Here is a 21,151-nt window from a genome sequence, read left to right on the forward strand (position 1 = left end):
GTTGCTCGCGTCCACTGTGTTAGTTCTGAGGCAACGACCGTTGCCGGTTTGAGCAGAACATACAAGTAAAGAGTGTGCTTGTTCGCTCGAAACCATTAGTGTTTCGGTGGTCATAGCGTAGGGGAAACGCCCGGTTACATTTCGAACCCGGAAGCTAAGCCTTACAGCGCCGATGGTACTGCAGGGGGGACCCTGTGGGAGAGTAGGACGCCGCCGAACAATCTTTGGAAGGACCCCTGGTCCCAGCGTTCAGCTGGGACCAGGGGTCCTTTTGTTTTTACAATGCTTGCACTACCTAAGACAGGAGTCACCGATGGCCACCAACTCTCCCGACGACCGACCGGAGCGCGACCAGCGCCGACGGGACAGTGGTGACCGCGGGGACCGGGGCGGCTTCCGTCGCGACAGCGGTCGTGGCGGTCCCGCGCGTCGTGACGGGGACCGTGGAGGTTTCCGCCGCGACGACCGGCGTGACGACCGGCGCGACGATCGCCGTGATGACCGACGTCGTGACGACCGGGATCGTGGGCCGCGGCGGGACGATCGTGGGGATCGTCCGTCGTTCCGGCGTGATGACGACCGTGGCGGTTTCCGTAGGGACGACAACCGCGGTGGCGGGTACGGCCGGCGTGACGACCGGCGGGATGACCGCCGTGACGACAGTCGGCGTGAGGACGGTCGCGGCGGTGGTTACGGGCGTCGTGACGACCGGGATCGTGGGCCGCGGCGGGATGACCGTGGGGATCGTCCGTCGTTCCGGCGTGATGACGACCGTGGCGGTTTCCGTAGGGACGACAACCGCGGTGGCGGGTACGGCCGGCGTGACGACCGGCGAAGTGACGATCGTGGCCCGCGTGGTGGGTTCCGTCGTGACGACCGGCCGGACTTCCGGCGCGACGACCGCCGAGATGACCGGCGTGACGACCGCCGTGACGACCGCAGGGATGATCGCCGTGACAGTCGGCCGGACTTCCGGCGCGACGACCGGCGGGACAGTCGGCGGGACGACCGGCCGGACTTCCGTCGTGATGATCGCCGCGATGACCGGCGGGACGATCGCCGGGATGACCGTCGTGACGACCGGCGGGACGGTGACCGTGGTGGGTACCCCCGGCGGGACGACCGGGACCGTGGGTTCCGGGGGCGTGATGAGCGGCGGGGTGATGACCGTGGGGACCGCGGTGGTTTCCGTCGTGATGACCGTCGTGATGACCGGCGCGACGACCGTGGCGGATTCCGGGGTCGGGACGAGCGTGGTGGTCGGGGCGGGCCCCGACGCGACGACCGGGGTGGTCGGCCCGGTGGCTTCCGAGGTGGTCGGGACAGCCGTGACAGCCGTGACGACCGGCGTGGCGGTGGAGGCCGTTTCCGTGACGACCGGGACCGCGAGCCGATCAAGCGGCTGCCGATCCCGGAGGACGTCACGGGCGAGGAGATCGACAAGGACGTACGGCAGGAGCTGCAGAGCCTGCCGAAGACGCTCGCGGACGACGTCGCCAGGAACCTGGTGATGGTGGCCCGGCTCATCGACGAGGACCCCGAGGGCGCGTACGGATACTCCAGGGTGGCGCTGCGGCTGGCGTCGCGCGTCGCCGCCGTACGCGAGGCCGCCGGATTCGCGGCGTACGCGAACCAGAAGTACTCGGAGGCCCTCGCCGAGTTCCGGGCCGCGCGGCGGATGACCGGGACCGTGGACCTGTGGCCGGTCATGGCCGACTGCGAGCGTGGGCTCGGGCGGCCGGAGAAGGCGCTGGACATGGCCGGGGCTCCCGAGGTGCACAAGCTGGACAAGGCCGGGCAGGTCGAGATGCGGCTCGTCGCGGCCGGGGCCCGGCGGGACATGGGACAGCTGGACGCGGCGATCGTCACGTTGCAGAGCCCCGAGCTGGCCTCCAGTTCCGTACAGCCGTGGACCCCGCGGCTGCGGTACGCGTACGCCGACGCGCTGCTGGCCGCCGGTCGTGAGGACGAGGCGCGGGAGTGGTTCGCCAAGACCGTGGAGTCCGACCGGGACGGCAGCACGGACGCCTCCGACCGGCTGGCGGAGCTGGACGGGGTGGACTTCGTGGACGCCCTCGACGAGAGCGAAAGCGAGAGCGAAAGCGAGAGCGAAAGCGAGAGCGAGAACGAGAGCGAGAACGAGACCCGGAGCGAGGCCGAGACCGTTGGCGACAGTGAGGGCGAGGGCGGTTCCGGGGCGCGTGAGCGTGGCGAGGACTGAACCGTCGTGAGGTGAGTGAGGGGCGGGACCGGGGACGGTTCCGCCCCTCACCCATGTCCGGGGAATCCGTCAGAGGTCCAGCGTGCGCAGGACCAGGCCAGACGCCGGTTTCGGGCCGAACGACGTCGACTTGCGGGGCATCGTGACGCCCTGGCGGGCCAGGTCGCGGACGACCTCCTCGCGGACCGGGTGCAGCAGGACGGCCGTACCGCCGTCGCGTTCCGCCTTCTCGACGGTGGCGGCCGTGTCGTGGATGTAGGAGATGTGGGCCGCGGAGTCCTCGGGGACGTGCCAGAGGTGGGCGAGGAGCGTGGAGTGCAGGACGGTCGCGTCGAGGGTGCGCCAGGCCTCGGGGCGGTCGGTGGGGACTGTGCGGGACAGCAGTTCGGGGTCCGGGCGGTCCACCAGGTGGAAGGCGCCGTCGCCGGCGAGCAGGAAGGCGTTGCCCCCCTCGGCCGCTTCCGCCAGCGTGGCCAGGGCCTCGTCCAGCGGGGCGTCGACGCGGCGGACGTGGAAGTGGCCCTTGAGGGCGGTCAGGGCGTCCCCGACCGGCAGGTCGTGCAGCAGGCGGTGGATGGCGCGGACGCGGAGCGGGTAGCGGGCGGTGTCGACCAGGAGGACCAGGCCGTAGTCCCAGGGGCTGGGGGAGGGGTGCTCGGCACGGAGGTCGTGGTAGGTCGCCCAGCGGTGGTGGCCGTCGGCGATGAGCGCCTGGTGGCGGGAGAGGTCGGAGCGGACCCGGGCGATCTCCTCGGGGCCGGTGATCGACCACAGGCGGTGGCGGTAGCCGTCCTCCGTGGTGGTGGCCAGCAGCGGGGGGCGTTCGGCGGCGCGTTCCACGGTCGTGCTCGTGGGGTTCGGCGCGCTGTCGCCGCGGTAGGTCAGCAGGAGGGGTTCGAAGTTGGCCGAGGTGGCCCGCATCAGGGCGGCGCGTTCGGCGACGACGTGGTGCATGACGTCCTCGTGCGGCAGCACCGACCGGTCCCCGGGCTCCGGGAGGCGCAGGGCGCCGATGACGCCGCGTTGCAGGAGGCCGTCGTCGGCGCGCTGCTCGTAGACGTACAGTCCGGGCTCGGGGTCGGGGGTCAGGATGCCCTCGGCGAGCCATCGGCGCAGGGTGCGGGCCGCTTGTTCGTCACGGGCGGTGGGGGTGGCGGCCTGGGGGAGGATCAGGCGGACGATGTTGTACGGGTCCGCCGACTCCAGGTGGAGCAGGCCGTCGGGGCGGACCACGACGTCGTAGGGAGGGGATGTCACGGCGGCCAGGCTGCCGACCCGGTCGGGGTCGTAGCGGAGACCTCGGAACGGGGTGAGTTCCAGGCCCCGGTGCGCCGTCGCTTCCGAGTGACCTGCGGTATCCATCCCGGCATCGTACGTGTGTCAGTGGCATGGGGGATGATCGGGGAAAGACGGATGAGCGGGAACGACGCGGCGATGACGAGGAGCGATGTGTGATGAGCCGGAGCGTCCGGACCAGGCCCGAGGGCAGTGGGCAGGCCCTGAGCGAGGCGTACGACACGGCGCTGCTCGATCTCGACGGGGTGGTGTACGCGGGCGGTGAGGCGATCGTCCACGCCGTCGAGTCGCTGGCCACGGCGCGCGGGGGCGGGATGCAGCTGGCGTACGTCACGAACAACGCGTTGCGGACACCGGACGCCGTGGCCGCGCATCTGACGGAGCTGGGGATCGCAGCCGAGGCGTCGGACGTGATCACCTCCGCGCAGGCGGTGGCGCGGTTGGTCGCCGAGCAGGTGCCGTCGGGGGCGCGGGTGCTGGTCATCGGCGGGGAGGGGCTGCGGGTCGCGCTGCGGGAGCGGGGGCTTGAGCCGGTGGAGTCGGCCGACGACTCTCCGGTGGCGGTCGTGCAGGGGTACGGGGGGCCCGAGCTGCCGTGGGGGCGGTTCGCGGAGGCCTGCTACGCCATCGCCCGGGGCGTGCCCTGGTACGCGTCCAACACGGACCTGACGATTCCCAGCGCGCGGGGGATCGCGCCGGGCAACGGCGCCGCGGTGGAGGTCGTCCGGATAGCCACCGGTGCCGAGCCGCAGGTCGCGGGAAAGCCGCTGCCGCCGATGCACCGGGAGACGATCCTGCGTACGGGCGCCGAGCGGCCGTTGGTGGTGGGGGACCGGCTGGACACCGACATCGAGGGTGCCTTCGGCGGTGATGTCGACTCGCTGCTCGTGCTGACCGGGGTCACGGACGGCCGGCAGCTGCTCGCCGCGCCGCCGCAGCACCGGCCGACCTATGTGGACGCCGACCTGCGCGGGCTGCTCACCGGACAGCCGGAGGTCACGGACGCGGACGGGGGCGGCTTCCGGTGCGGGGGCTGGACGGCGAAGGCGGGCGAGGAGCGGCTGGAGCTGGACGGGGAGGGGGAGGCCCTCGACGGGCTGCGCGCACTGTGCGCGGCGGCGTGGACGGCGGCCGGGGACGGCACCTGCGCGCTGGACGCGGAGAAGGCACTGGCCCGGCTGGGGTTGTGAGGCCCGGGTAGGAGGCGCGTCGGCGGCTCGGGGATCGTGATCGAATAGGAGGGTAGGCTAACCTAACCGGGTGTTGGTCGACAGTCCCCCCGAAGCGCGCGCCGAGACCGTTGCCGCGCCCCCGGACCGCCGGGTGGTCCGTGCCGCCGGGCTGCTGGTCTCCGCGGCGATCCTGGTGTGTGTCGCCGTGGCGAGCATCGCCGTCGGTGCCAAGGACCTGTCCCTGGCGCAGGTCTGGCACGGCCTGTTCGAGGACTCGGGTTCGTACGGTGACGTGGTGGTCGGCGAGCGGCTGTCGCGGACCGTGCTCGGGCTGCTCGCCGGTGCCGCGCTCGGCCTCTCCGGGGCCGTCCTGCAGGCCCTCACCCGCAACCCGCTCGCCGACCCCGGCCTGCTCGGCATCAACGCGGGAGCCTCCGCCGCCGTCGTCACCGCCGTCACCTTCCTCGGCGTCACCTCGCTGAGCGGGTACGTCTGGTTCGCCTTCCTCGGCGCGGCGGCCGTCGGGGCGCTGGTCTGGTTCCTGGGCGGCAGCCGGGGCGCGACGCCGGTGCGGCTGGCGCTGGCCGGCACCGCGATCAGCGCCGCGCTCTACGGCTACCTCCAGGCCGTGATGATCACCGACGAGGCGGCGCTGGGCACGATGCGCTTCTGGACGGTCGGCTCGCTGTCCTCGGCGGACGACGCGACCATCACCCAGGTCCTGCCGTTCTTCGCCGTCGGCACGGTGCTGGCCCTGGCGCTCGCCCGGCCGTTGAACGCGATGGAGATGGGCGACGACACCGCCCGGGCCCTCGGCGCCAACCTGACCCGCACCCGGGCGCTGGCGATGCTCGCCGCGACCGTGCTGTGCGGGGCCGCCACCGCCGCCTGCGGGCCGATCGTCTTCGTCGGCCTGATGGTGCCGCACGTCGTGCGGTCCTTCACCGGCCCCGACCTGCGCTGGATCCTGCCGTACGCCACGGTCCTGTCGCCCGTGCTGCTGCTCGGCGCCGATGTCCTCGGCCGGATCGTCGCCCGGCCCTCGGAGCTCCAGGTCGGCATCGTGACCGCGGTGCTCGGCGGCCCGGTCTTCATCTTTCTCGTACGACGGCGGAGGACGGCCCAGCTGTGAAGACCCCCGCGAAGACAGCCCGTACCGCCAGTACCGCCGGTGCCGCCCGTACCGCCCGTACTGTCCGTGCCGTGCGCACCGCCGGCGGGCTCTCGGTCCGGCTCGACGTCAGGTCGCTGACCGTCGTCGTCCTGCTGCTGGCCGCCGCGCTCGCCGCGAGCGTCGTGCTGATCGGCACCGGCGACTTCCCGATCCCGGCCGCCGATGTGCTGCGCACACTGTTCGGGGACGGCAACGCGGGCCAGGAGTTCATCGTCCGGGAGCTGCGGCTGCCGCGCGTGCTGGTGGGGCTGCTGGTCGGCGCCTCGCTCGGGCTGGGCGGCGCGCTGTTCCAGGCCATCTCCCGCAACCCGCTGGGCAGTCCGGACGTGCTCGGGCTCGGGCAGGGCGCGACGGCCGGCGCGCTGATCATGATCGTGCTGTTCTCCGGGAGCGCGGCCCAGGTCACCTTCGGCGCGCTGGTGGGCGGCCTGGTGACCGGGTTCGGTATCTACGTGCTCGCCTGGAAGCGGGGTGTGCACGGGTACCGGCTGGTCCTGGTCGGTATCGGGGTGGCCGCGATGGTCACGGCGGTCAACGGCTATCTGATGACCCGGGCCGACATCGTGGACGCCTCCCGTGCCGTGGTCTGGATGACCGGCAGCCTCGACGGCCGGGACTGGGAGCAGGTCTGGCCGCTGCTGGCGCTGTGCCTCGTCCTCGTACCGCTGGCCCTGGCCAATGGGCGAGGGCTGCGGATGATGGAGATGGGCGACGACGTCTCGTACGCCCTCGGGGTGCGGGTGGAGCGCGTACGGATGCTGCTGCTGGTGGTCGCCGTGCTGCTCACCGCCGCCGCCACGGCCGCCGCCGGACCGGTCGGCTTCGTCGCGCTCACCGCGCCCCAGCTCGCCCGCCGGCTGACCCGCGCGCCCGGCCCCAACCTGCTGCCGTCGCTGTGCATGGGCGCCGCCCTGCTGGTCACCGCCGACTGGATCTCGCAGCGGACCTTCGGCGCCGACCAGCTCCCGGTGGGCGTGGTCACCGGCGTGCTCGGCGGCGTCTACCTGCTGTGGCTGCTGGTCACCGAGCGCAAGGCGGGCCGGATATGAGTACGCGTACCCGCCCCGGCGTCACCAGCGGGCTGAACAACCAAAGGAGCAACGTGAACCGCCTGTCCGCCGAGAACGTCACCCTCGCCTACGACCAGCGCGTCATCGCCGAGCAGTTGTCGGTGGAGATACCCGACAACTCGTTCACGGTGATCGTCGGCCCCAACGCGTGCGGCAAGTCGACGCTGCTGCGCGCCCTGTCGCGGATGCTCAAGCCCAGCGACGGCCGGGTCCTCCTCGACGGGCAGGTCATCCAGTCCATGCCCGCCAAGCAGGTGGCCCGCACCCTCGGGCTGCTGCCCCAGTCGTCGATCGCGCCCGACGGCATCACCGTCGGCGACCTGGTCGGCCGGGGCCGCTACCCGCACCAGGGCCTGCTGCGCCAGTGGTCCACCGAGGACGAGCGGGTCGTACAGGAGTCCATGGCGCAGACCGGGGTGGCCGAGCTGGCCGACCGGTACGTCGACGAACTCTCCGGCGGCCAGCGCCAGCGCGTCTGGATCGCCATGGCGCTCGCCCAGCAGACCCCGCTGCTGCTGCTCGACGAGCCGACGACGTACCTGGACATCCAGCACCAGATCGACGTCCTCGACCTCTGTGCCGACCTGCACGAGGAGCAGGGCCGCACGCTCGTCGCCGTGCTGCACGACCTCAACCACGCCGCCCGGTACGCCACCCACCTCATCGCCCTGCGCGACGGTCAGGTCATCGCCGAGGGCGCGCCGAAGGACATCGTCACGGCGGAGCTGGTCGAGCAGGTCTTCGGGATGCGCTGCCAGGTGATCGACGACCCGGAGACGGGGACGCCGCTGGTGGTGCCGGCCGCGCGCAAGGCGCGTGACCGGGTCGCGGTCACAGAAGCTTCCTGAGGCGGAACAGGTCGCGCAGGCCCGCCTCCAGCTTCACCCGCCCCGAGCCCCACGCCTTGGCGAAGTGCAGCTCGCCGTCGACCAGCGCGACCAGGTCGTCGCCGGTCATGGCCAGTCTGATCTCCGCCTTCCGGGGCGGGGGGCCGGTGAGGGTCTCGCGCACGTCGATCCCGCCGTCCGCCATGCGGCCGGCGAAGGTGACGTCCAGGTCCGTGATGTGGCAGCTCACCGAACGGTCCAGTTCGGTGGCGGCCCGCACGTCGCCTTCCGCGCCCCGCATGTTCTCCGAAAGCTTCTCGAGTGCCGCGCGGCACTCCTCGATCGTCGCCATCGCCACCGACCGTACCCCAGCGGCTCGGGGTAGCGTCGGGGCATGAGCGACGCAGTCCCGGAGCCGGAAGCACCGGCCGAGCGCACCCCGGCCGCGCCCGCCCCCCTGGAGGTCCCCCGCGCCGCCACGGGTGACGCCGGCACGGACGCCCTGCTGGAGCGGCTGGCCGACGTGGACCACCTGCCCACCGACGGGCACCTGGAGGTGTACGAGGATGTACACCGGGGGCTGCGCGACGCGCTCACCGCGCTCGACGCCCGCCCGGGACCTCCGGCGCCCCCGTCCCCGTATGGCAGTAGGAGCTGAACCGAACGTGGCAGGAGTCGCACGTCGCCGTCTCGACGCGGAGCTGGTCCGGCGGAAGCTCGCGCGCTCGCGTGAGCACGCCGGGCAGCTGATCGCCGCGGGGCGGGTCACCGTCGGCAAGACCGTGGCGACCAAGTCCGCCACGCAGGTGGAGACCGCGGCGGCGATCGTCGTCGCGCAGGACGACAGCGACCCCGACTACGTCTCCCGGGGCGGGCACAAGCTGGCGGGCGCGCTGGCGGCGTTCGTACCGCTGGGGCTGGTGGTGGAGGGCCGGCGGGCCCTGGACGCCGGGGCGTCGACCGGCGGCTTCACCGATGTGCTCCTGCGGGCGGGCGCCGCGCACGTGGTCGCCGTGGACGTCGGCTACGGGCAGCTCGCCTGGTCGCTGCAGAGCGATGAACGGGTCACCGTCAAGGACCGTACCAACGTGCGTGAGTTGACGCTGGAGGCGATCGACGGGGTGCCTGTGGATCTTGTGGTGGGGGATCTGTCCTTCATTCCGCTCGGGCTGGTGCTGCCTGCCCTGGTGCGGTGCGCGGCGCCGGACGCCGACCTGGTGATGATGGTGAAACCGCAGTTCGAGGTGGGCAGGGAGCGGCTGGGCAGCGGGGGAGTCGTACGCAGTCCCGAGCTGCGGGCGGAGGCCGTGCGGGGGGTGGCGGAGAGGGCGTGGGAGCTGGGGCTCGGGGTGCGGGGTGTCACGGCGAGTCCGCTGCCCGGCCCCTCCGGCAATGTCGAGTACTTTCTGTGGCTGCGGGCCGGGGCCGACCCACTGGACCCGGCCGACGTCGATCGTGCAGTGGCGGAGGGGCCGCGTTGACACAGAACCGAGCTCGTACTGTTTTCCTGCTGGCGCACACCGGGCGGCCCGCCGCCGTGCGCAGTGCCGAACTGGTGGTGAAGGGGCTGCTGCGGGCCGGGCTCGGGGTGCGCGTCCTGGAGGCCGAGGCGTGCGATCTGCCGCTGCCCGGCGAGGTGCAGCTGGTCAAGGAGGCCACGCCGCAGTGCCTGGACGGGTGCGAACTGCTGATCGTCCTGGGCGGTGACGGCACGCTGCTGCGGGGCGCCGAGTTCGCGCGGGCGTCCGGGGTGCCGATGCTCGGCGTCAACCTGGGGCGGGTCGGGTTCCTCGCGGAGGCCGAGCGGGACGACCTGGACAAGGTCGTCGACCGGGTGGTCAGCCGGGCGTACGAGGTCGAGGAACGGATGACCGTCGACGTCGTCGTGCACCGCAACGGCGACATCGTGCACACCGACTGGGCGCTGAACGAGGCGGCCGTGCAGAAGGCCGGCGCGGAGAAGCTGCTGGAAGTGGTGCTGGAGGTCGACGGGCGGCCGGTGACCGGGTTCGGGTGCGACGGGGTCGTGCTGGCGACGCCGACCGGGTCGACGGCGTACGCGTTCTCGGCCGGGGGGCCGGTGGTGTGGCCGGAGGTGGAGGCGTTGCTGATGGTGCCGATCAGCGCGCACGCGCTGTTCGCCAAGCCGTTGGTGACGTCGCCTGATTCGGTGCTGGCGGTGGAGGTTCTGCCGCATATCCCGCCGGGGGTGCTGTGGTGCGACGGGCGGCGGACGGTGGAGTTGCCGGCCGGGGCGCGGGTGGAGGTGCGGCGGGGGGCGGTGCCGGTGCGGCTGGCTCGGCTGCACCATGCCTCGTTCACCGATCGGCTGGTGGCCAAGTTCGCTCTGCCGGTGGCTGGGTGGCGGGGGGCGCCGCATTAGCGCGGTCTCGATGGGGTGGTTCTCCTTGACGGCGAGTGCGGGTTCGTTGTGGCTGGTCGCGCAGTTCCCCGCGCCCCTGGAGGCGATGCCCTCCCGTGGGTGACAGGGGTGGGCCGTGTGCGCTCACCCGGTCGGACCTCGTAAGGTCGGGGACGTGTTGGAGGAGATGCGGATACGGTCGCTCGGCGTGATCGACGATGCCGTCGTCGAGCTGTCGCCCGGGTTCACCGCTGTCACCGGTGAGACGGGCGCGGGCAAGACCATGGTGGTCACCAGCCTGGGCCTGCTGCTGGGCGGACGGGCGGACCCGGCGCTGGTTCGGATCGGTGCCAAGAACGCGGTGGTCGAGGGGCGGGTCACCGTGCCCCCGGACGCCAAGGCCGCCGTCCGGGCCGAGGAGGCCGGGGCCGAGCTGGACGACGGGGCGCTGCTGATCAGCCGTACCGTGTCGGCGGAAGGGCGGTCGCGGGCGCACCTGGGCGGGCGGTCGGTGCCCGTCGGGGTGCTGGCCGAACTCGCCGACGAACTGGTCGCCGTGCACGGGCAGACCGACCAGCAGGGGCTGCTGAAGCAGGCCCGGCAGCGGCAGGCGCTCGACCGGTACGCCGGGGACGCGGTCGCCGTGCCGCTCGCCAAGTACGGGGAGGCGTACCGGCGGCTGCGGGCCGTCGCCACGGAGCTGGAAGAGATCACCACGCGCGCGCGTGAGCGGGCTCAGGAAGCCGACCTGCTGCGGTTCGGGCTGGACGAGATCGCCGCCGTCGAGCCGCGCGCCGGTGAGGACGTGGAGCTGGCGGAGGAGGCGGAGCGGCTGGGCAACGCCGAGGCGCTGGCGTCGGCCGCCACCGCCGCGCACGCCGCGCTCGCGGGCAACCCGGAGGACCCCGAGGGGGTCGACGCGGCGACGCTCGTGGCGGGCTCGCAGCGGGCGCTGGACGCCGTACGGTCGCACGACCCGGCGCTGGCCGGCCTCGCCGACCGCATCGGCGAGGTCGGCATCCTGCTGCGTGACGTGGCCGGTGAGCTGGCCGGGTACGCCGACGACCTGGACGCCGATCCGCTGCGGCTGGCGGCCGTGGAGGAGCGGCGGGCCGCGATCAACGGGCTGACCCGGAAGTACGGCGAGGACGTCGCCGCGGTGCTGGCCTGGGCCGAGCGGAGCGCGGCGCGGCTGACCGAACTGGACGGCGACGACGAGCGGATCGAGGAGCTGACCGTCGAGCGGGACGCGCTCAGGGACGAACTGGGCGCGCTGGCCCAGGCGTTGACGGACGCCCGGACGGAGGCCGCGGACCGGTTCGCCGCCGCCGTCACCGCCGAGCTGGCGTCGCTCGCCATGCCGCACGCGCGCGTGTCGTTCGAGATCCGGCAGACCGAGGACCCCGAGGGCGTGGAGGTCGGCGGGCGGACGGTCGCCTACGGGCCGTCCGGCGCCGACGAGGTCGAGCTGCTGCTCGCCCCGCACCCGGGGGCGCCGCCGCGGCCCATCGCCAAGGGCGCGTCCGGCGGTGAGCTGTCGCGGGTGATGCTGGCCGTGGAGGTGGTGTTCGCCGGTACCGATCCGGTGCCGACGTACCTCTTCGACGAGGTCGACGCCGGGGTCGGCGGCAAGGCGGCGGTCGAGATCGGGCGGCGGCTGGCGAAGCTCGCCAAGAGCGCGCAGGTCGTGGTGGTCACGCATCTGCCGCAGGTGGCGGCCTTCGCCGACCGGCAGCTGCTGGTGGAGAAGACGAACGACGGGTCGGTGACCCGGTCGGGCGTGAAGGCCCTGGAGGGCGAGGAGCGGGTGCGGGAGCTGTCCCGGATGCTCGCCGGGCAGGAGGACTCGGAGACCGCGCGGGCGCACGCCGAGGAACTGCTGGCCACCGCCCGCGCCGATCTCTAGGGGGTGTCCGCGAAGTCGCGTCGTCCGCCCGGAGGGCGGCCTCGCGGCGTCTGGTGCGTGCCCTGGGGTCCCCGGCCGGAGGCTGGGGGAGTGCCGGGCGGACGCCCGCGTACTGGTTGCACTCGGGTGTTCGCCCGGTGCGGCGAGAGTGCGTGCCAGGCGTCGCGGGGCAGGCGGGACTCCGCGGACACCCCCTAGGGCCGCCGTAGGGTGAGCGCGTGATCGACCGCGCTCCCCGGACCCGCTCCCTCGCCCTCGCCCTCGCGCTCACCCGGGCCGGCGCCACCGTGCTGCGCGCCACCGCGCCGGGCGGACGGAAGCACTGGACGCGGGCGAATCACGCCGGGCGCGCGGTCGGGCTGTACGCCGGGCCCGCGTCGGCCGTCGCGGCGGCGCTGGCGGCGGGACGGGTCCGGCCCGCCGCCGGGTTCGCGGTGCTGGCCGCCGGGGTCTGCGGGGCGTACGACGACGTGGCCGGGGCGGGAGACGACCGGCGCGGGTTCCGGGCGCACCTGGCGGCTCTGCGGGACGGTGAGGTCACCAGCGGTGCGGTGAAGCTGTTCGGGATCGGCGCGGCGGGGCTCGTCGCGGGCGCGGTGCTCAAGGAACGGCCGCTGGACAAGGTACTGGCCGGGGTGGTCGTCGCCGGGGCCGCGCACTTCGTCAACCTCGTCGACGTACGTCCGGGACGGGCCGCCGGGGCCGTGCTGGCGTTCGGGGTGCCGGGGCTGCTGAAGCGGGGCGCCGCGGCGGAACTGGCCGCCGCCGCGACGGGGGCTGCCGCGGCCGTGCTCCCCGACGACCTCAGGGAGCGCGAGATGCTCGGCGACACCGGGGCGCACGCCCTGGGCGCGGCTCTCGGCGCCGCCGTCGTGGAAGGGAACACACGGGCGGGTCTGGTGGCGCACGCCGTGGCCGTCGTGGCGGCGGCGGTGTACGGGGAGCGGGTCAGCGCCTGGGCACGGTCACTCGTGTGAGTGACTGAGGGTGCCGCGTTGCCTCGGCGTCAGCGAGCCCGTCGACCGCCGCCGTTCCCGGAACACCCGTACGTCCTGGCATCCTTGACGTCGTACGCGCGGGAGACCGCGCGGCGTGCTCCTCCGCTCCACCCTTCGGTACTTTCTCCGTGAACGCCCGCCGCAGAACCAGGAGCCCCGGCCACGTGACCCCCGCGAGCAGCCACGTCCCGCACGGCCAGTCCCCGCTGCGCACCGTGCAGGTGCTGGGCGGGGGCAACGCCGGCAGCAGCGCGCATGTGCGCTCCCTGACCGCGGGGCTGGTGGCACGGGGCGTGAAGGTCACGGTGTGCGCCCCCGCCGAGGCCGAGCGCCGCTACGACTTCACCGGGGCCGGCGCCGACCACGTGGACGTGGCGCGCAGCAGCGACCCGGTCTCGGTCGCCGGACTGCGGGCCGCCTGTGCCGGTGCCGACCTGGTGCACGCGCACGGTCTGCACGCCTCCTTCCGGGCCGTGCTCGCCCTCGGCGGGCGCCGCGTCCACACCCCGCTCGTGGCCACCTGGCACGACCGCGTCCACGCCGAGGGCCCGCGGGCGCATCTGCTGCGGGTCCTGGAGCGGCGGGTGACCAAGGCCGCCACGGTGGTCCTGGGGACCACCCCGGGGCTGGTGGACCACGCCCGGCGCAGCGGTGCCCGGGACGCCCGGCTGGCCGCCGTCGCGCTGCCCGGCCCGCGCCCGCCCGCCGATCCCGAGGAGGCCGACCTGCGGCGCCCCAAGGTACGTGCCGAACTCGGCGCCACCGGACGCCCGTTGCTGATCGCGATCGGCGCGCTGGAACGCCAGCGGGGGTACGAGGTGCTGTTCGACGCCGCGCGGGTGTGGCGCGAACTGGACCCGGAGCCGCTGGTCGTCGTCGCCGGGGAGGGCTCCCTGCGGCCCGCGCTGCAACGGCGGATCGAGGAGGAGGAACTGCCGGTGGCCCTCGTCGGCCGCCGCGACGACGTCGCCGACCTCCTCGCCGCGGCCGACCTGGCGCTGCTGCCGGGCCGCCACGAGACGGCTTCCGTACTGGCCCGGGAGGCCCTGCACGCGCGCGTGCCGCTGGTCGCCGGGGACGTCGACGACGTACGGGAACTCGTGGGCGACGCCGCCGAGTTGGTCCCGTCCGGTGACTCCGGGGCGTTCGCCGACGCGGTCGTGCGGCTGCTCGGCGATCCCGGGCGGCGGGAGTCGCTGCGGGACGACGGGGCGCGGCAGGCGGCCGGCTGGCCGACCGAGGACGAGACGGTCGCCCAGGTGCTGAGCGTGTACGACGAGTTGACGCAGCCTCGCCCGTTGCTCTGAGGCCCGTCAGGACACGTGCCGGCGGGCGCGCAGGGCCAGGCTCAGGGTCAGTACCGTCTGCGGGTCGTCGAGGTCGGTGCCGAGCAACTCCTCGATGCGGGCCAGCCGGTTGTAGAGCGTCTGCCGGTTGAGGTGCAGGTCGCGGGCGGTCTCCGCCTTGCGGCCCGCGTGCGCCAGATACGCCTCCAGGGTCGGCAGCAGCGGCGGCCGGGAGCGGGCGTCGTGGTCGCGCAGCGGACCGATCGCGCGGTCCACGAAGGCCGCCAGGTCCGGATGGTCGCGCAGCCGCCACAGCAGCAGGTCGGTGTCGAGGCGGCGGGCGTCGTACCAGGGGCGGTCCGGCAGCCCCTGCGCCGCGGCCGCCGTCTCCGCCGCGTGCCGCAGCCCGGCCGGCACCTGGGCCCAGTCGCCGGGTACCCCGACGACCACGACCGGCGGCCGGGCGCCCGGCCGTAGCGGGGCGCCCCGTTCCGCGCCCGCCCGCAGCGCCGCCGCGACCCGGTCGGCGAGGGCCGGCCGTTCCGCCTGTGCGCGCAGGGCGAGCAGCAGCGGGACCCGGCCCTCGACCGGCCGCACCCCCAGCAGGACGGGCACCCCGAGCGACGCCAGCTCCTCGGCGAGCGCGCGGGCCAGCACCGCCCAGCCGCCGTCTGCGGGGGAGAGGGCGTCGCCCAGCCGCATCACCACGGGCAGCAGCGGACCGTCGCCGGGCCGGAAGCCCAGGACGCGGGCCTGCGCCGGGGCGTCGGCGGCGGCGATCCGGCCCTCGGCGAGGTCGGTGAGGAAGTCGCCGCGCCCGCGCGCCGCCAGCTCCTCCTCCTGGCGGGCCTGCATCAGCACCAGGGCGAGGACGTCCGCCGCCCGCTCCGCCGCCATCCGGTGCACCGGCACCGGCGTGGACCGGACCGGCAGCAGGACCAGCCGGGCCCGTACCGAGCCGGTGCCGGGACCGCCGCCGGGTACGTCGACCAGGACCGAGCCGGCCGGGGGCGGGGCGTCCTTGCGCGGGCCGCGCAGCCCCTCCCAGACCTGGAGCGGATCGGTGCCCTCGGGGCCCGCCCCGGCGGCGTACAGCAGCCGGCCGTCGGGGGTCTCCAGGAACACCGGGTTGCCCGCGAAGCCCGCCAGGACGTCCAGCACCTGGGGCACCCCGCCGCCGCCGAGCAGCGCCTCGGTGCAGCGGCGGTGCACGTCCTCGGCCCGGCGCAAAAGCGCGTAGTGGCCGTTGACGATCTCGGTGTGGATCTCCTCGGTGACCGCCACGAACGGCACCTCGCGGTGCAGCTGGACCAGCGGCAGCCCCGCCGCTCGGGCGGTGTCGACGACGGCGGCGGGCAGCCGGGCCAGCCGCGGGCCCAGCTCCACCACCAGCGCCGCGATGCCGCGCTCGGCGAGGGTGCGGACGAACGCCCGCTGGTCGGCGGAGCGGACCCCGAACCCGTAGCCGGTGGTCAGCAGCAGCTCGCCGCCCTTGAGCAGCGAGGCGATGTTGGGCACCTCTCCGGCGTGCGCCCAGCGCACGGTGCGGCCCAGCCGGTCGGCGCCGGTGACCACCTCGGGCAGCCCGGCGCGCAGTCCGGGCAGCTCCAGCGCGCGCCGCACGGTGATCCCGGTGCCCTCGCCCACGTCCATGGGCGGACGCTACCCCGCCCCGCCGCCCGCCTGCCGCCGGCCCCGTACGCCCGCCGGAGCCGCGGGCGCCGTACGTCCGACCCGGAGCCGCCGACCCCGGCCCCGTACGTCCGTTCCCGGAGCGGCCGGCCCCGTACCCGTACGTCCGTTCCCGGAGCGGCCGGCCCCGTACGTCCGCCCCGAGCCGTCAGCCCCCCGTACGGCCCCGAAGCCGCAGACTCCGTACGCGCCCGCTGCGAAGCCGTCAGCCCCCCGTACGCGCCCGCTGCGAAGCCGTCAGCCCCCGTACGCCCCCGAGGCCGTCAGCCGCAGGGCCGTGTCGATCAGCGGGACGTGGCTGAACGCCTGCGGGAAGTTGCCCACCTGGCGCTTGAGGCGCGGGTCCCACTCCTCGGCCAGCAGACCGAGGTCGTTGCGGAGCGAGAGCAGCTTCTCGAACAGCTTCCGCGCCTCGTCGACGCGGCCGATCATCGCCAGGTCGTCGGCCATCCAGAACGAGCAGGCCAGGAAGGCGCCCTCGTCACCGGGGAGGCCGTCGACGCCCTCGTCCTCGCCGTCGGTCGGGTAGCGCAGGATGAAGCCGTCGGAGGTGGACAGCTCGCGCTGGATCGCCTCGATGGTGCCGATGACGCGCTTGTCGTCGGGCGGCAGGAAGCCCATCTGCGGGATCAGCAGCAGGGACGCGTCCAGCTCCTTCGAGCCGTAGGACTGCGTGAACGTGTTGCGTTCCTTGTCGTAGCCCTTCTCGCACACGTCCCGGTGGATGTCGTCGCGCAGTTCCTTCCAGCGCTCCAGCGGGCCGTCGGCGTCGCCGGACTCGATGAGCTTGATGGTGCGGTCCACCGCGACCCAGGCCATCACCTTGGAGTGCACGAAGTGGCGGCGCGGGCCGCGCACCTCCCAGATGCCCTCGTCCGGCTCGTTCCAGTGGTCCTCCAGGTAGCGGATCAGCTTGAGCTGGAGGACGGAGGCGTAGTCGTTGCGGGCCAGGCCCGTCATGTGGGCGAGGTGCAGGGCCTCGGTGACCTCGCCGTACACGTCGAGCTGGAGCTGGTGGGCGGCGCCGTTGCCGACCCGGACCGGGCCGGAGTTCTCGTACCCGGGCAGCCAGTCCAGCTCGGCCTCGCCCAGCTCACGCTCGCCCGCGATGCCGTACATGATCTGCAGGTTCTCCGGGTCGCCCGCGACCGCCCGCAGCAGCCACTCGCGCCAGGCGCGGGCCTCCTCGCGGTAGCCGGTGCGCAGGAGGGAGGACAGGGTGATCGCGGCGTCGCGCAGCCAGGTGTAGCGGTAGTCCCAGTTGCGGACACCGCCGATGTCCTCCGGCAGGGAGGTGGTGGGCGCGGCCACGATGCCGCCGGTGGGGGCGTAGGTCAGGGCCTTCAGCGTGATCAGGGAGCGGATCACGGCCTCGCGGTAGGGGCCGTGGTACGTGCAGTGCTCGACCCACTCGCGCCAGAAGTCCTCGGTCGCCGTCAGCGACTGCTCCGGCTCCGGCAGCGGCGGCGGCTGCTTGTGCGAGGGCTCCCAGGAGATGGTGAACGCGATCCGGTCACCCGGCGCGACCGTGAAGTCCGCGTACGTGGTCAGGTCCTTGCCGTAGGTCTCGGCCTCCGTGTCGAACCACACCGAGTCCGGGCCCGCGACGGCCACCGTGCGGCCCTCGTGCTTGTGCACCCACGGCACCACCCGGCCGTAGCTGAAGCGCATCCGCAGCTCCGAGCGCATCGGCACCCGGCCCGAGACGCCCTCCACGATCCGGATGAGCTGCGGGGCGCCGTCGCGGGGCGGCATGAAATCGGTCACCCGGACCGTGCCGCGCGGGGTGTCCCACTCGGATTCGAGGATCAGCGAGTCGCCGCGGTACCCGCGCCGGACGGCGGCCGGGGGCTCGGCATCGGCCGCGTGGGCCGGTCCGAGCCGCCAGAATCCGTGCTCCTCCGTGCCCAGCAGACCGGCGAAGATGGCATGGGAGTCGAAACGGGGCAGGCACAGCCAGTCGACTGTGCCGTCCCGGCAGACCAGCGCGGCGGTCTGCATGTCTCCGATGAGTGCGTAGTCTTCGATGCGCCCGGCCACGTGCAACTCCAGTCGAACGGCCACGTCACCCCGCAAGGGGGTTGTCGCTTGGTGCGGTCAAGGGGTGGATGTCATGCGTCGTTGATCGATGAAGCAAAGCAGTCGCCCGGGCCTGAAGCCAAACTCTGCGGCCCTGGACGACAATTGTTGTTCAACGAACTGACGAGCTCTCGTTGTTCCGGTGCGTACGGGCGAGGGGTGGTGCCGTGACGCCGGCCGGGCTCGGCAGTGAAGGTCCGAGCAGGATACGACGCACGTAGACGGTCTGTGCGCAGCTCCGGACAACCCGGCTCGGCCGAACGAGTGAGCGGTCGGTGAGCGGGGCGGAAAGCGCGTTCGCCCATGTCCGGACGTGTCCGGACGTGCGCGGAGCGTGGCCGGAAGCCATCGCTCTCCGGCGCTGTTACGCTGGTAGCCCGTGGACCGGTGGGAACGAAACCCCCGAACCGCAGCGACGGCACCACCCCCGGACACCTCCGGCGGACCGCCGAATCGCACCCCAGACCGCGACCACGGGAGCCCCCTCTTGGCCATGCCGCCCGCCGCATTTCGATCCGGCACAGCTTCGACGACCAAGCACATCTTCGTCACCGGGGGTGTCGCCTCCTCTCTCGGCAAGGGGCTGACCGCCTCCAGCCTCGGCATGCTGCTCAAGGCCCGGGGTCTGCGCGTCGTGATGCAGAAGCTCGACCCCTACCTCAACGTCGACCCTGGCACGATGAACCCGTTCCAGCACGGTGAGGTCTTCGTCACCAACGACGGCGCGGAGACCGACCTGGACATCGGCCACTACGAGCGGTTCCTCGACCGCGACCTCGACGGCTCGGCCAACGTGACCACCGGCCAGGTGTACTCGACCGTGATCGCCAAGGAGCGGCGCGGCGAGTACCTCGGTGACACCGTGCAGGTCATCCCGCACATCACCAACGAGATCAAGCACCGCATCCGCCGCATGGCGACCGACGAGGTCGACGTCGTGATCACCGAGGTCGGCGGCACGGTCGGCGACATCGAGTCGCTGCCGTTCCTGGAGACCGTCCGCCAGGTCCGCCACGAGGTGGGCCGGGACAACGTCTTCGTCGTGCACATCTCGCTGCTGCCCTACATCGGCCCCTCCGGCGAGCTGAAGACCAAGCCGACCCAGCACAGCGTCGCCGCGCTGCGCAACATCGGTATCCAGCCGGACGCCATCGTGCTGCGCTGCGACCGCGAGGTGCCGACCGCCATCAAGCGCAAGATCTCGCTGATGTGCGACGTGGACGAGGCCGCCGTCGTCGCCTGCCCGGACGCCCGTTCGATCTACGACATCCCCAAGGTCGTGCACGCCGAGGGCCTGGACGCCTACGTCGTCCGCAAGCTGGACCTGCCGTTCCGCGACGTGGACTGGACGACCTGGGACGACCTGCTGGAGCGCGTCCACAAGCCCGAGCACGAGATCGTCATGGCCCTGGTCGGCAAGTACATCGACCTGCCCGACGCCTATCTCTCGGTCACCGAGGCGCTGCGCGCCGGCGGCTTCGCCAACCGGGCCCGCGTCAAGATCAAGTGGGTCACCTCCGACGACTGCAAGACCCCGGCCGGCGCCCAGGCGCAGCTCGGTGACGTGGACGCCATCTGCATCCCGGGCGGCTTCGGCGACCGCGGCGTGCTCGGCAAGGTCGGCGCGATCAAGTACGCCCGCGAGAACAAGATCCCGCTGCTCGGCCTCTGCCTGGGCCTGCAGTGCATCGTGGTCGAGGCCGCGCGCAACCTGGCCGGGATCGGGGACGCCAACTCCACCGAGTTCGACCCCGCCACCGCCCACCCGGTCATCTCCACCATGGCCGAGCAGCTCGACATCGTGGCCGGCGAGGGCGACATGGGCGGCACCATGCGGCTCGGCATGTACCCGGCGAAGCTGGCCGAGGGCTCCATCGTGCGCGAGGTGTACGACGGCAAGGAGTACGTCGAGGAGCGCCACCGCCACCGCTACGAGGTGAACAACGCCTACCGCGCGGAGCTGGAGAAGAAGGCCGGCATCGTCTTCTCGGGCACCTCCCCGGACGGCAAGCTCGTCGAGTACGTCGAGTACCCGCGCGAGATCCACCCGTACCTGGTCGCCACCCAGGCCCACCCGGAGCTGCGCTCGCGCCCGACCCGCCCGCACCCGCTCTTCGCGGGGCTGGTCAAGGCGGCCGTCGAGCGGAAGACCGCGAAGTAACACGACAGTTGTACGGTGGCCGGGGCACGCCCTTCGAACGGGGCGGGCCCCGGCTTTCGCGTACGTCTGGGAGGACAGGGCATGACCATCAAGGACACCCCCGAGGAGTGGGAGATCCGGAAGACGGACACCCCCTTCCGCGGCAACAAGACCTCGGTCCGCACGGACGAGGTGGTCATGCCCGACGGCACCGTCGTCACCCGTGACTACCAGGTCCACCCCGGCTCCGTCGCCGTGCTCGCCCTGGACGACGAGGGGCGGGTCGTGGTCCTGCGCCAGTACCGCCACCCGGTGCGCCACAAGCTGTGGGAGATCCCGGCCGGGCTGCTCGACGTCCCCGGCGAGAACCCGCTGCACGCCGCCCAGCGCGAGCTGTACGAGGAGGCGCACGTCAAGGCCGAGGACTGGCGGGTGCTGACCGACGTCTACACCACCGCCGGCGGCTGTGACGAGGCGGTACGGATCTTCCTCGCCCGGGAGCTGTCGGAGGCCGAGGGCGAGCGCTTCCAGGTCGAGGACGAGGAGGCGGACATGGAGCTGGCGCGGGTGCCGGTGGCCGACCTGGTCCGGGGCGTCCTCGCCGGCGAGCTGCACAACAACTGCCTCGTGGTGGGCGTGCTCTCGCTGGTCGCCGCGCGGGAGGGGGACGGGCTCGACGCGCTGCGGCCCGCCCAGGCACCCTGGCCCGCACGTCCGTTCGAGGTCTGAGTGGCTGCTTCAGTTGATGTGACGATCTGCTGATCCGATTGGGCGATCTTGCCGCCCTGCTCTCGCCGGAACCCGCCGGAGCCTGAACTAGGCTCGGAAAACGCCCGAACCGGGGGTTCCGGCGGGCACCGGTGCGCGGTGGGATCGGGAGTGTGGCCCGTGACGGATCAGGCGGTGGACACGGACGGCGTGCGGCTGG

At 73.2% G+C, this 21,151-nt stretch carries 18 protein-coding genes and 1 rRNA gene; 15 read left to right on the forward strand and 4 right to left on the reverse strand.

The genetic code is table 11. The features are described 5' to 3' along the window. Positions 1-102: 102 nt before the first annotated feature. The 3 genes from rrf (at position 103) to J7I94_RS17785 (ending at position 2,221) form a co-directional block, all read left to right on the forward strand. Positions 103-219 (forward strand): 5S ribosomal RNA (gene rrf, locus J7I94_RS17775). Positions 220-371: 152 nt separating this feature from the next. Then, positions 372-1,511, forward strand: coding sequence for a hypothetical protein (locus J7I94_RS17780; RefSeq protein WP_215168128.1), 1,140 nt, complete (start codon positions 372-374; stop codon positions 1,509-1,511). Next, on the forward strand, positions 1,403-2,221 hold the full coding sequence (locus J7I94_RS17785) for a tetratricopeptide repeat protein (protein WP_251075321.1): 819 nt from the start codon (positions 1,403-1,405) through the stop codon (positions 2,219-2,221). Before J7I94_RS17780 ends, J7I94_RS17785 begins: the two co-directional genes overlap by 109 nt. 69 nt (positions 2,222-2,290) lie before the next feature. On the opposite strand, the gene J7I94_RS17790 is transcribed toward J7I94_RS17785, so the two are convergent. Beyond that, entirely contained in the window at positions 2,291-3,583 is a 1,293-nt protein-coding gene (locus tag J7I94_RS17790; protein ID WP_215168105.1) for a DUF1015 family protein, read from the reverse strand. Between the two features lie 92 nt (positions 3,584-3,675). On the opposite strand from J7I94_RS17790, the gene J7I94_RS17795 reads away from it, so the two are divergent. From J7I94_RS17795 to J7I94_RS17810, 4 genes are all read left to right on the forward strand, one after another. Further along, positions 3,676-4,707 (forward strand): HAD hydrolase-like protein, encoded by a 1,032-nt coding sequence (locus tag J7I94_RS17795; RefSeq protein WP_215168106.1) that lies wholly within the window; start codon positions 3,676-3,678, stop codon positions 4,705-4,707. A gap of 70 nt (positions 4,708-4,777) precedes the next feature. Beyond that, complete coding sequence (locus J7I94_RS17800; protein WP_215168107.1) at positions 4,778-5,821, forward strand: iron ABC transporter permease; 1,044 nt, start codon at positions 4,778-4,780, stop codon at positions 5,819-5,821. 71 nt (positions 5,822-5,892) lie between these two features. Further along, complete coding sequence (locus tag J7I94_RS17805; protein WP_308114602.1) at positions 5,893-6,912, forward strand: iron chelate uptake ABC transporter family permease subunit; 1,020 nt, start codon at positions 5,893-5,895, stop codon at positions 6,910-6,912. Then, a complete protein-coding gene (locus J7I94_RS17810; RefSeq protein ID WP_215168109.1) occupies positions 6,909-7,781 on the forward strand; it encodes an ABC transporter ATP-binding protein in 873 nt (290 codons plus the stop codon). The genes J7I94_RS17805 and J7I94_RS17810 overlap by 4 nt, the downstream gene beginning before the upstream one ends. Here J7I94_RS17810 and J7I94_RS17815 read toward each other — a convergent pair. Next, positions 7,765-8,112, reverse strand: a complete 348-nt coding sequence (locus J7I94_RS17815) for a sterol-binding protein (RefSeq protein WP_215168110.1) — start codon at positions 8,110-8,112, stop codon at positions 7,765-7,767. The two genes, J7I94_RS17810 and J7I94_RS17815, sit on opposite strands and share 17 nt — an antisense overlap. Before the next feature lie 42 nt (positions 8,113-8,154). On the opposite strand from J7I94_RS17815, the gene J7I94_RS17820 reads away from it, so the two are divergent. The 6 genes from J7I94_RS17820 (at position 8,155) to J7I94_RS17845 (ending at position 14,333) form a co-directional block, all read left to right on the forward strand. Further along, positions 8,155-8,418 carry a hypothetical protein gene (locus J7I94_RS17820; RefSeq protein ID WP_215168111.1) on the forward strand — a complete coding sequence of 88 codons (264 nt, stop codon included), beginning with the start codon at positions 8,155-8,157 and terminating at the stop codon, positions 8,416-8,418. Between the two features lie 7 nt (positions 8,419-8,425). Beyond that, positions 8,426-9,241, forward strand: coding sequence for a TlyA family RNA methyltransferase (locus J7I94_RS17825; protein WP_215168112.1), 816 nt, complete (start codon positions 8,426-8,428; stop codon positions 9,239-9,241). After that, the gene (locus J7I94_RS17830; protein WP_215168113.1) at positions 9,238-10,143 is read left to right on the forward strand and encodes an NAD kinase; all 906 of its coding nucleotides are present in this window, start codon (positions 9,238-9,240) and stop codon (positions 10,141-10,143) included. Before J7I94_RS17825 ends, J7I94_RS17830 begins: the two co-directional genes overlap by 4 nt. A 166-nt stretch (positions 10,144-10,309) precedes the next feature. Next, entirely contained in the window at positions 10,310-12,028 is a 1,719-nt protein-coding gene (gene recN / locus J7I94_RS17835) for a DNA repair protein RecN (RefSeq protein ID WP_215168125.1), read from the forward strand. 218 nt (positions 12,029-12,246) lie between these two features. After that, positions 12,247-13,005 carry a hypothetical protein gene (locus J7I94_RS17840; RefSeq protein WP_215168114.1) on the forward strand — a complete coding sequence of 253 codons (759 nt, stop codon included), beginning with the start codon at positions 12,247-12,249 and terminating at the stop codon, positions 13,003-13,005. 185 nt (positions 13,006-13,190) lie between these two features. Beyond that, positions 13,191-14,333, forward strand: coding sequence for a glycosyltransferase family 4 protein (locus J7I94_RS17845; protein ID WP_215168115.1), 1,143 nt, complete (start codon positions 13,191-13,193; stop codon positions 14,331-14,333). A 6-nt stretch (positions 14,334-14,339) separates the two neighbouring features. On the opposite strand, the gene J7I94_RS17850 is transcribed toward J7I94_RS17845, so the two are convergent. Together J7I94_RS17850 and J7I94_RS17855 are read right to left on the reverse strand one after the other, a co-directional pair. Then, on the reverse strand, positions 14,340-15,965 hold the full coding sequence (locus J7I94_RS17850; RefSeq protein ID WP_215168116.1) for a PucR family transcriptional regulator: 1,626 nt from the start codon (positions 15,963-15,965) through the stop codon (positions 14,340-14,342). Between the two features lie 276 nt (positions 15,966-16,241). Then, on the reverse strand, positions 16,242-18,044 hold the full coding sequence (locus J7I94_RS17855; RefSeq protein ID WP_215168117.1) for a glycoside hydrolase family 15 protein: 1,803 nt from the start codon (positions 18,042-18,044) through the stop codon (positions 16,242-16,244). A 532-nt stretch (positions 18,045-18,576) separates the two neighbouring features. Between J7I94_RS17855 and J7I94_RS17860 the strand changes: the two genes are divergently transcribed. Beyond that, complete coding sequence (locus tag J7I94_RS17860) at positions 18,577-20,244, forward strand: CTP synthase (protein WP_215168126.1); 1,668 nt, start codon at positions 18,577-18,579, stop codon at positions 20,242-20,244. Positions 20,245-20,325: 81 nt separating this feature from the next. Beyond that, positions 20,326-20,952 carry an NUDIX hydrolase gene (locus J7I94_RS17865; protein ID WP_215168118.1) on the forward strand — a complete coding sequence of 209 codons (627 nt, stop codon included), beginning with the start codon at positions 20,326-20,328 and terminating at the stop codon, positions 20,950-20,952. The last annotated feature ends 199 nt before the right edge of the window (positions 20,953-21,151 follow it).

It is taken from the genome of Streptomyces sp. ISL-12 (assembly GCF_018614415.1).
In the GTDB taxonomy this organism is placed as follows: Bacteria; Actinomycetota; Actinomycetes; order Streptomycetales; family Streptomycetaceae; genus Streptomyces.

Coding starts and splice junctions, on each gene's coding strand:
- J7I94_RS17790 (WP_215168105.1), bottom strand. CDS start 3,583: ATGGATACCGCAGGTCACTCGGAAGCGACGGCGCACCGGGGCCTGGAA.
- J7I94_RS17795 (WP_215168106.1), top strand. CDS start 3,676: ATGAGCCGGAGCGTCCGGACCAGGCCCGAGGGCAGTGGGCAGGCCCTG.
- J7I94_RS17810 (WP_215168109.1), top strand. CDS start 6,909: ATGAGTACGCGTACCCGCCCCGGCGTCACCAGCGGGCTGAACAACCAA.
- J7I94_RS17815 (WP_215168110.1), bottom strand. CDS start 8,112: ATGGCGACGATCGAGGAGTGCCGCGCGGCACTCGAGAAGCTTTCGGAG.
- J7I94_RS17820 (WP_215168111.1), top strand. CDS start 8,155: ATGAGCGACGCAGTCCCGGAGCCGGAAGCACCGGCCGAGCGCACCCCG.
- recN (WP_215168125.1), top strand. CDS start 10,310: ATGCGGATACGGTCGCTCGGCGTGATCGACGATGCCGTCGTCGAGCTG.
- J7I94_RS17850 (WP_215168116.1), bottom strand. CDS start 15,965: ATGGACGTGGGCGAGGGCACCGGGATCACCGTGCGGCGCGCGCTGGAG.
- J7I94_RS17860 (WP_215168126.1), top strand. CDS start 18,577: ATGCCGCCCGCCGCATTTCGATCCGGCACAGCTTCGACGACCAAGCAC.
- J7I94_RS17865 (WP_215168118.1), top strand. CDS start 20,326: ATGACCATCAAGGACACCCCCGAGGAGTGGGAGATCCGGAAGACGGAC.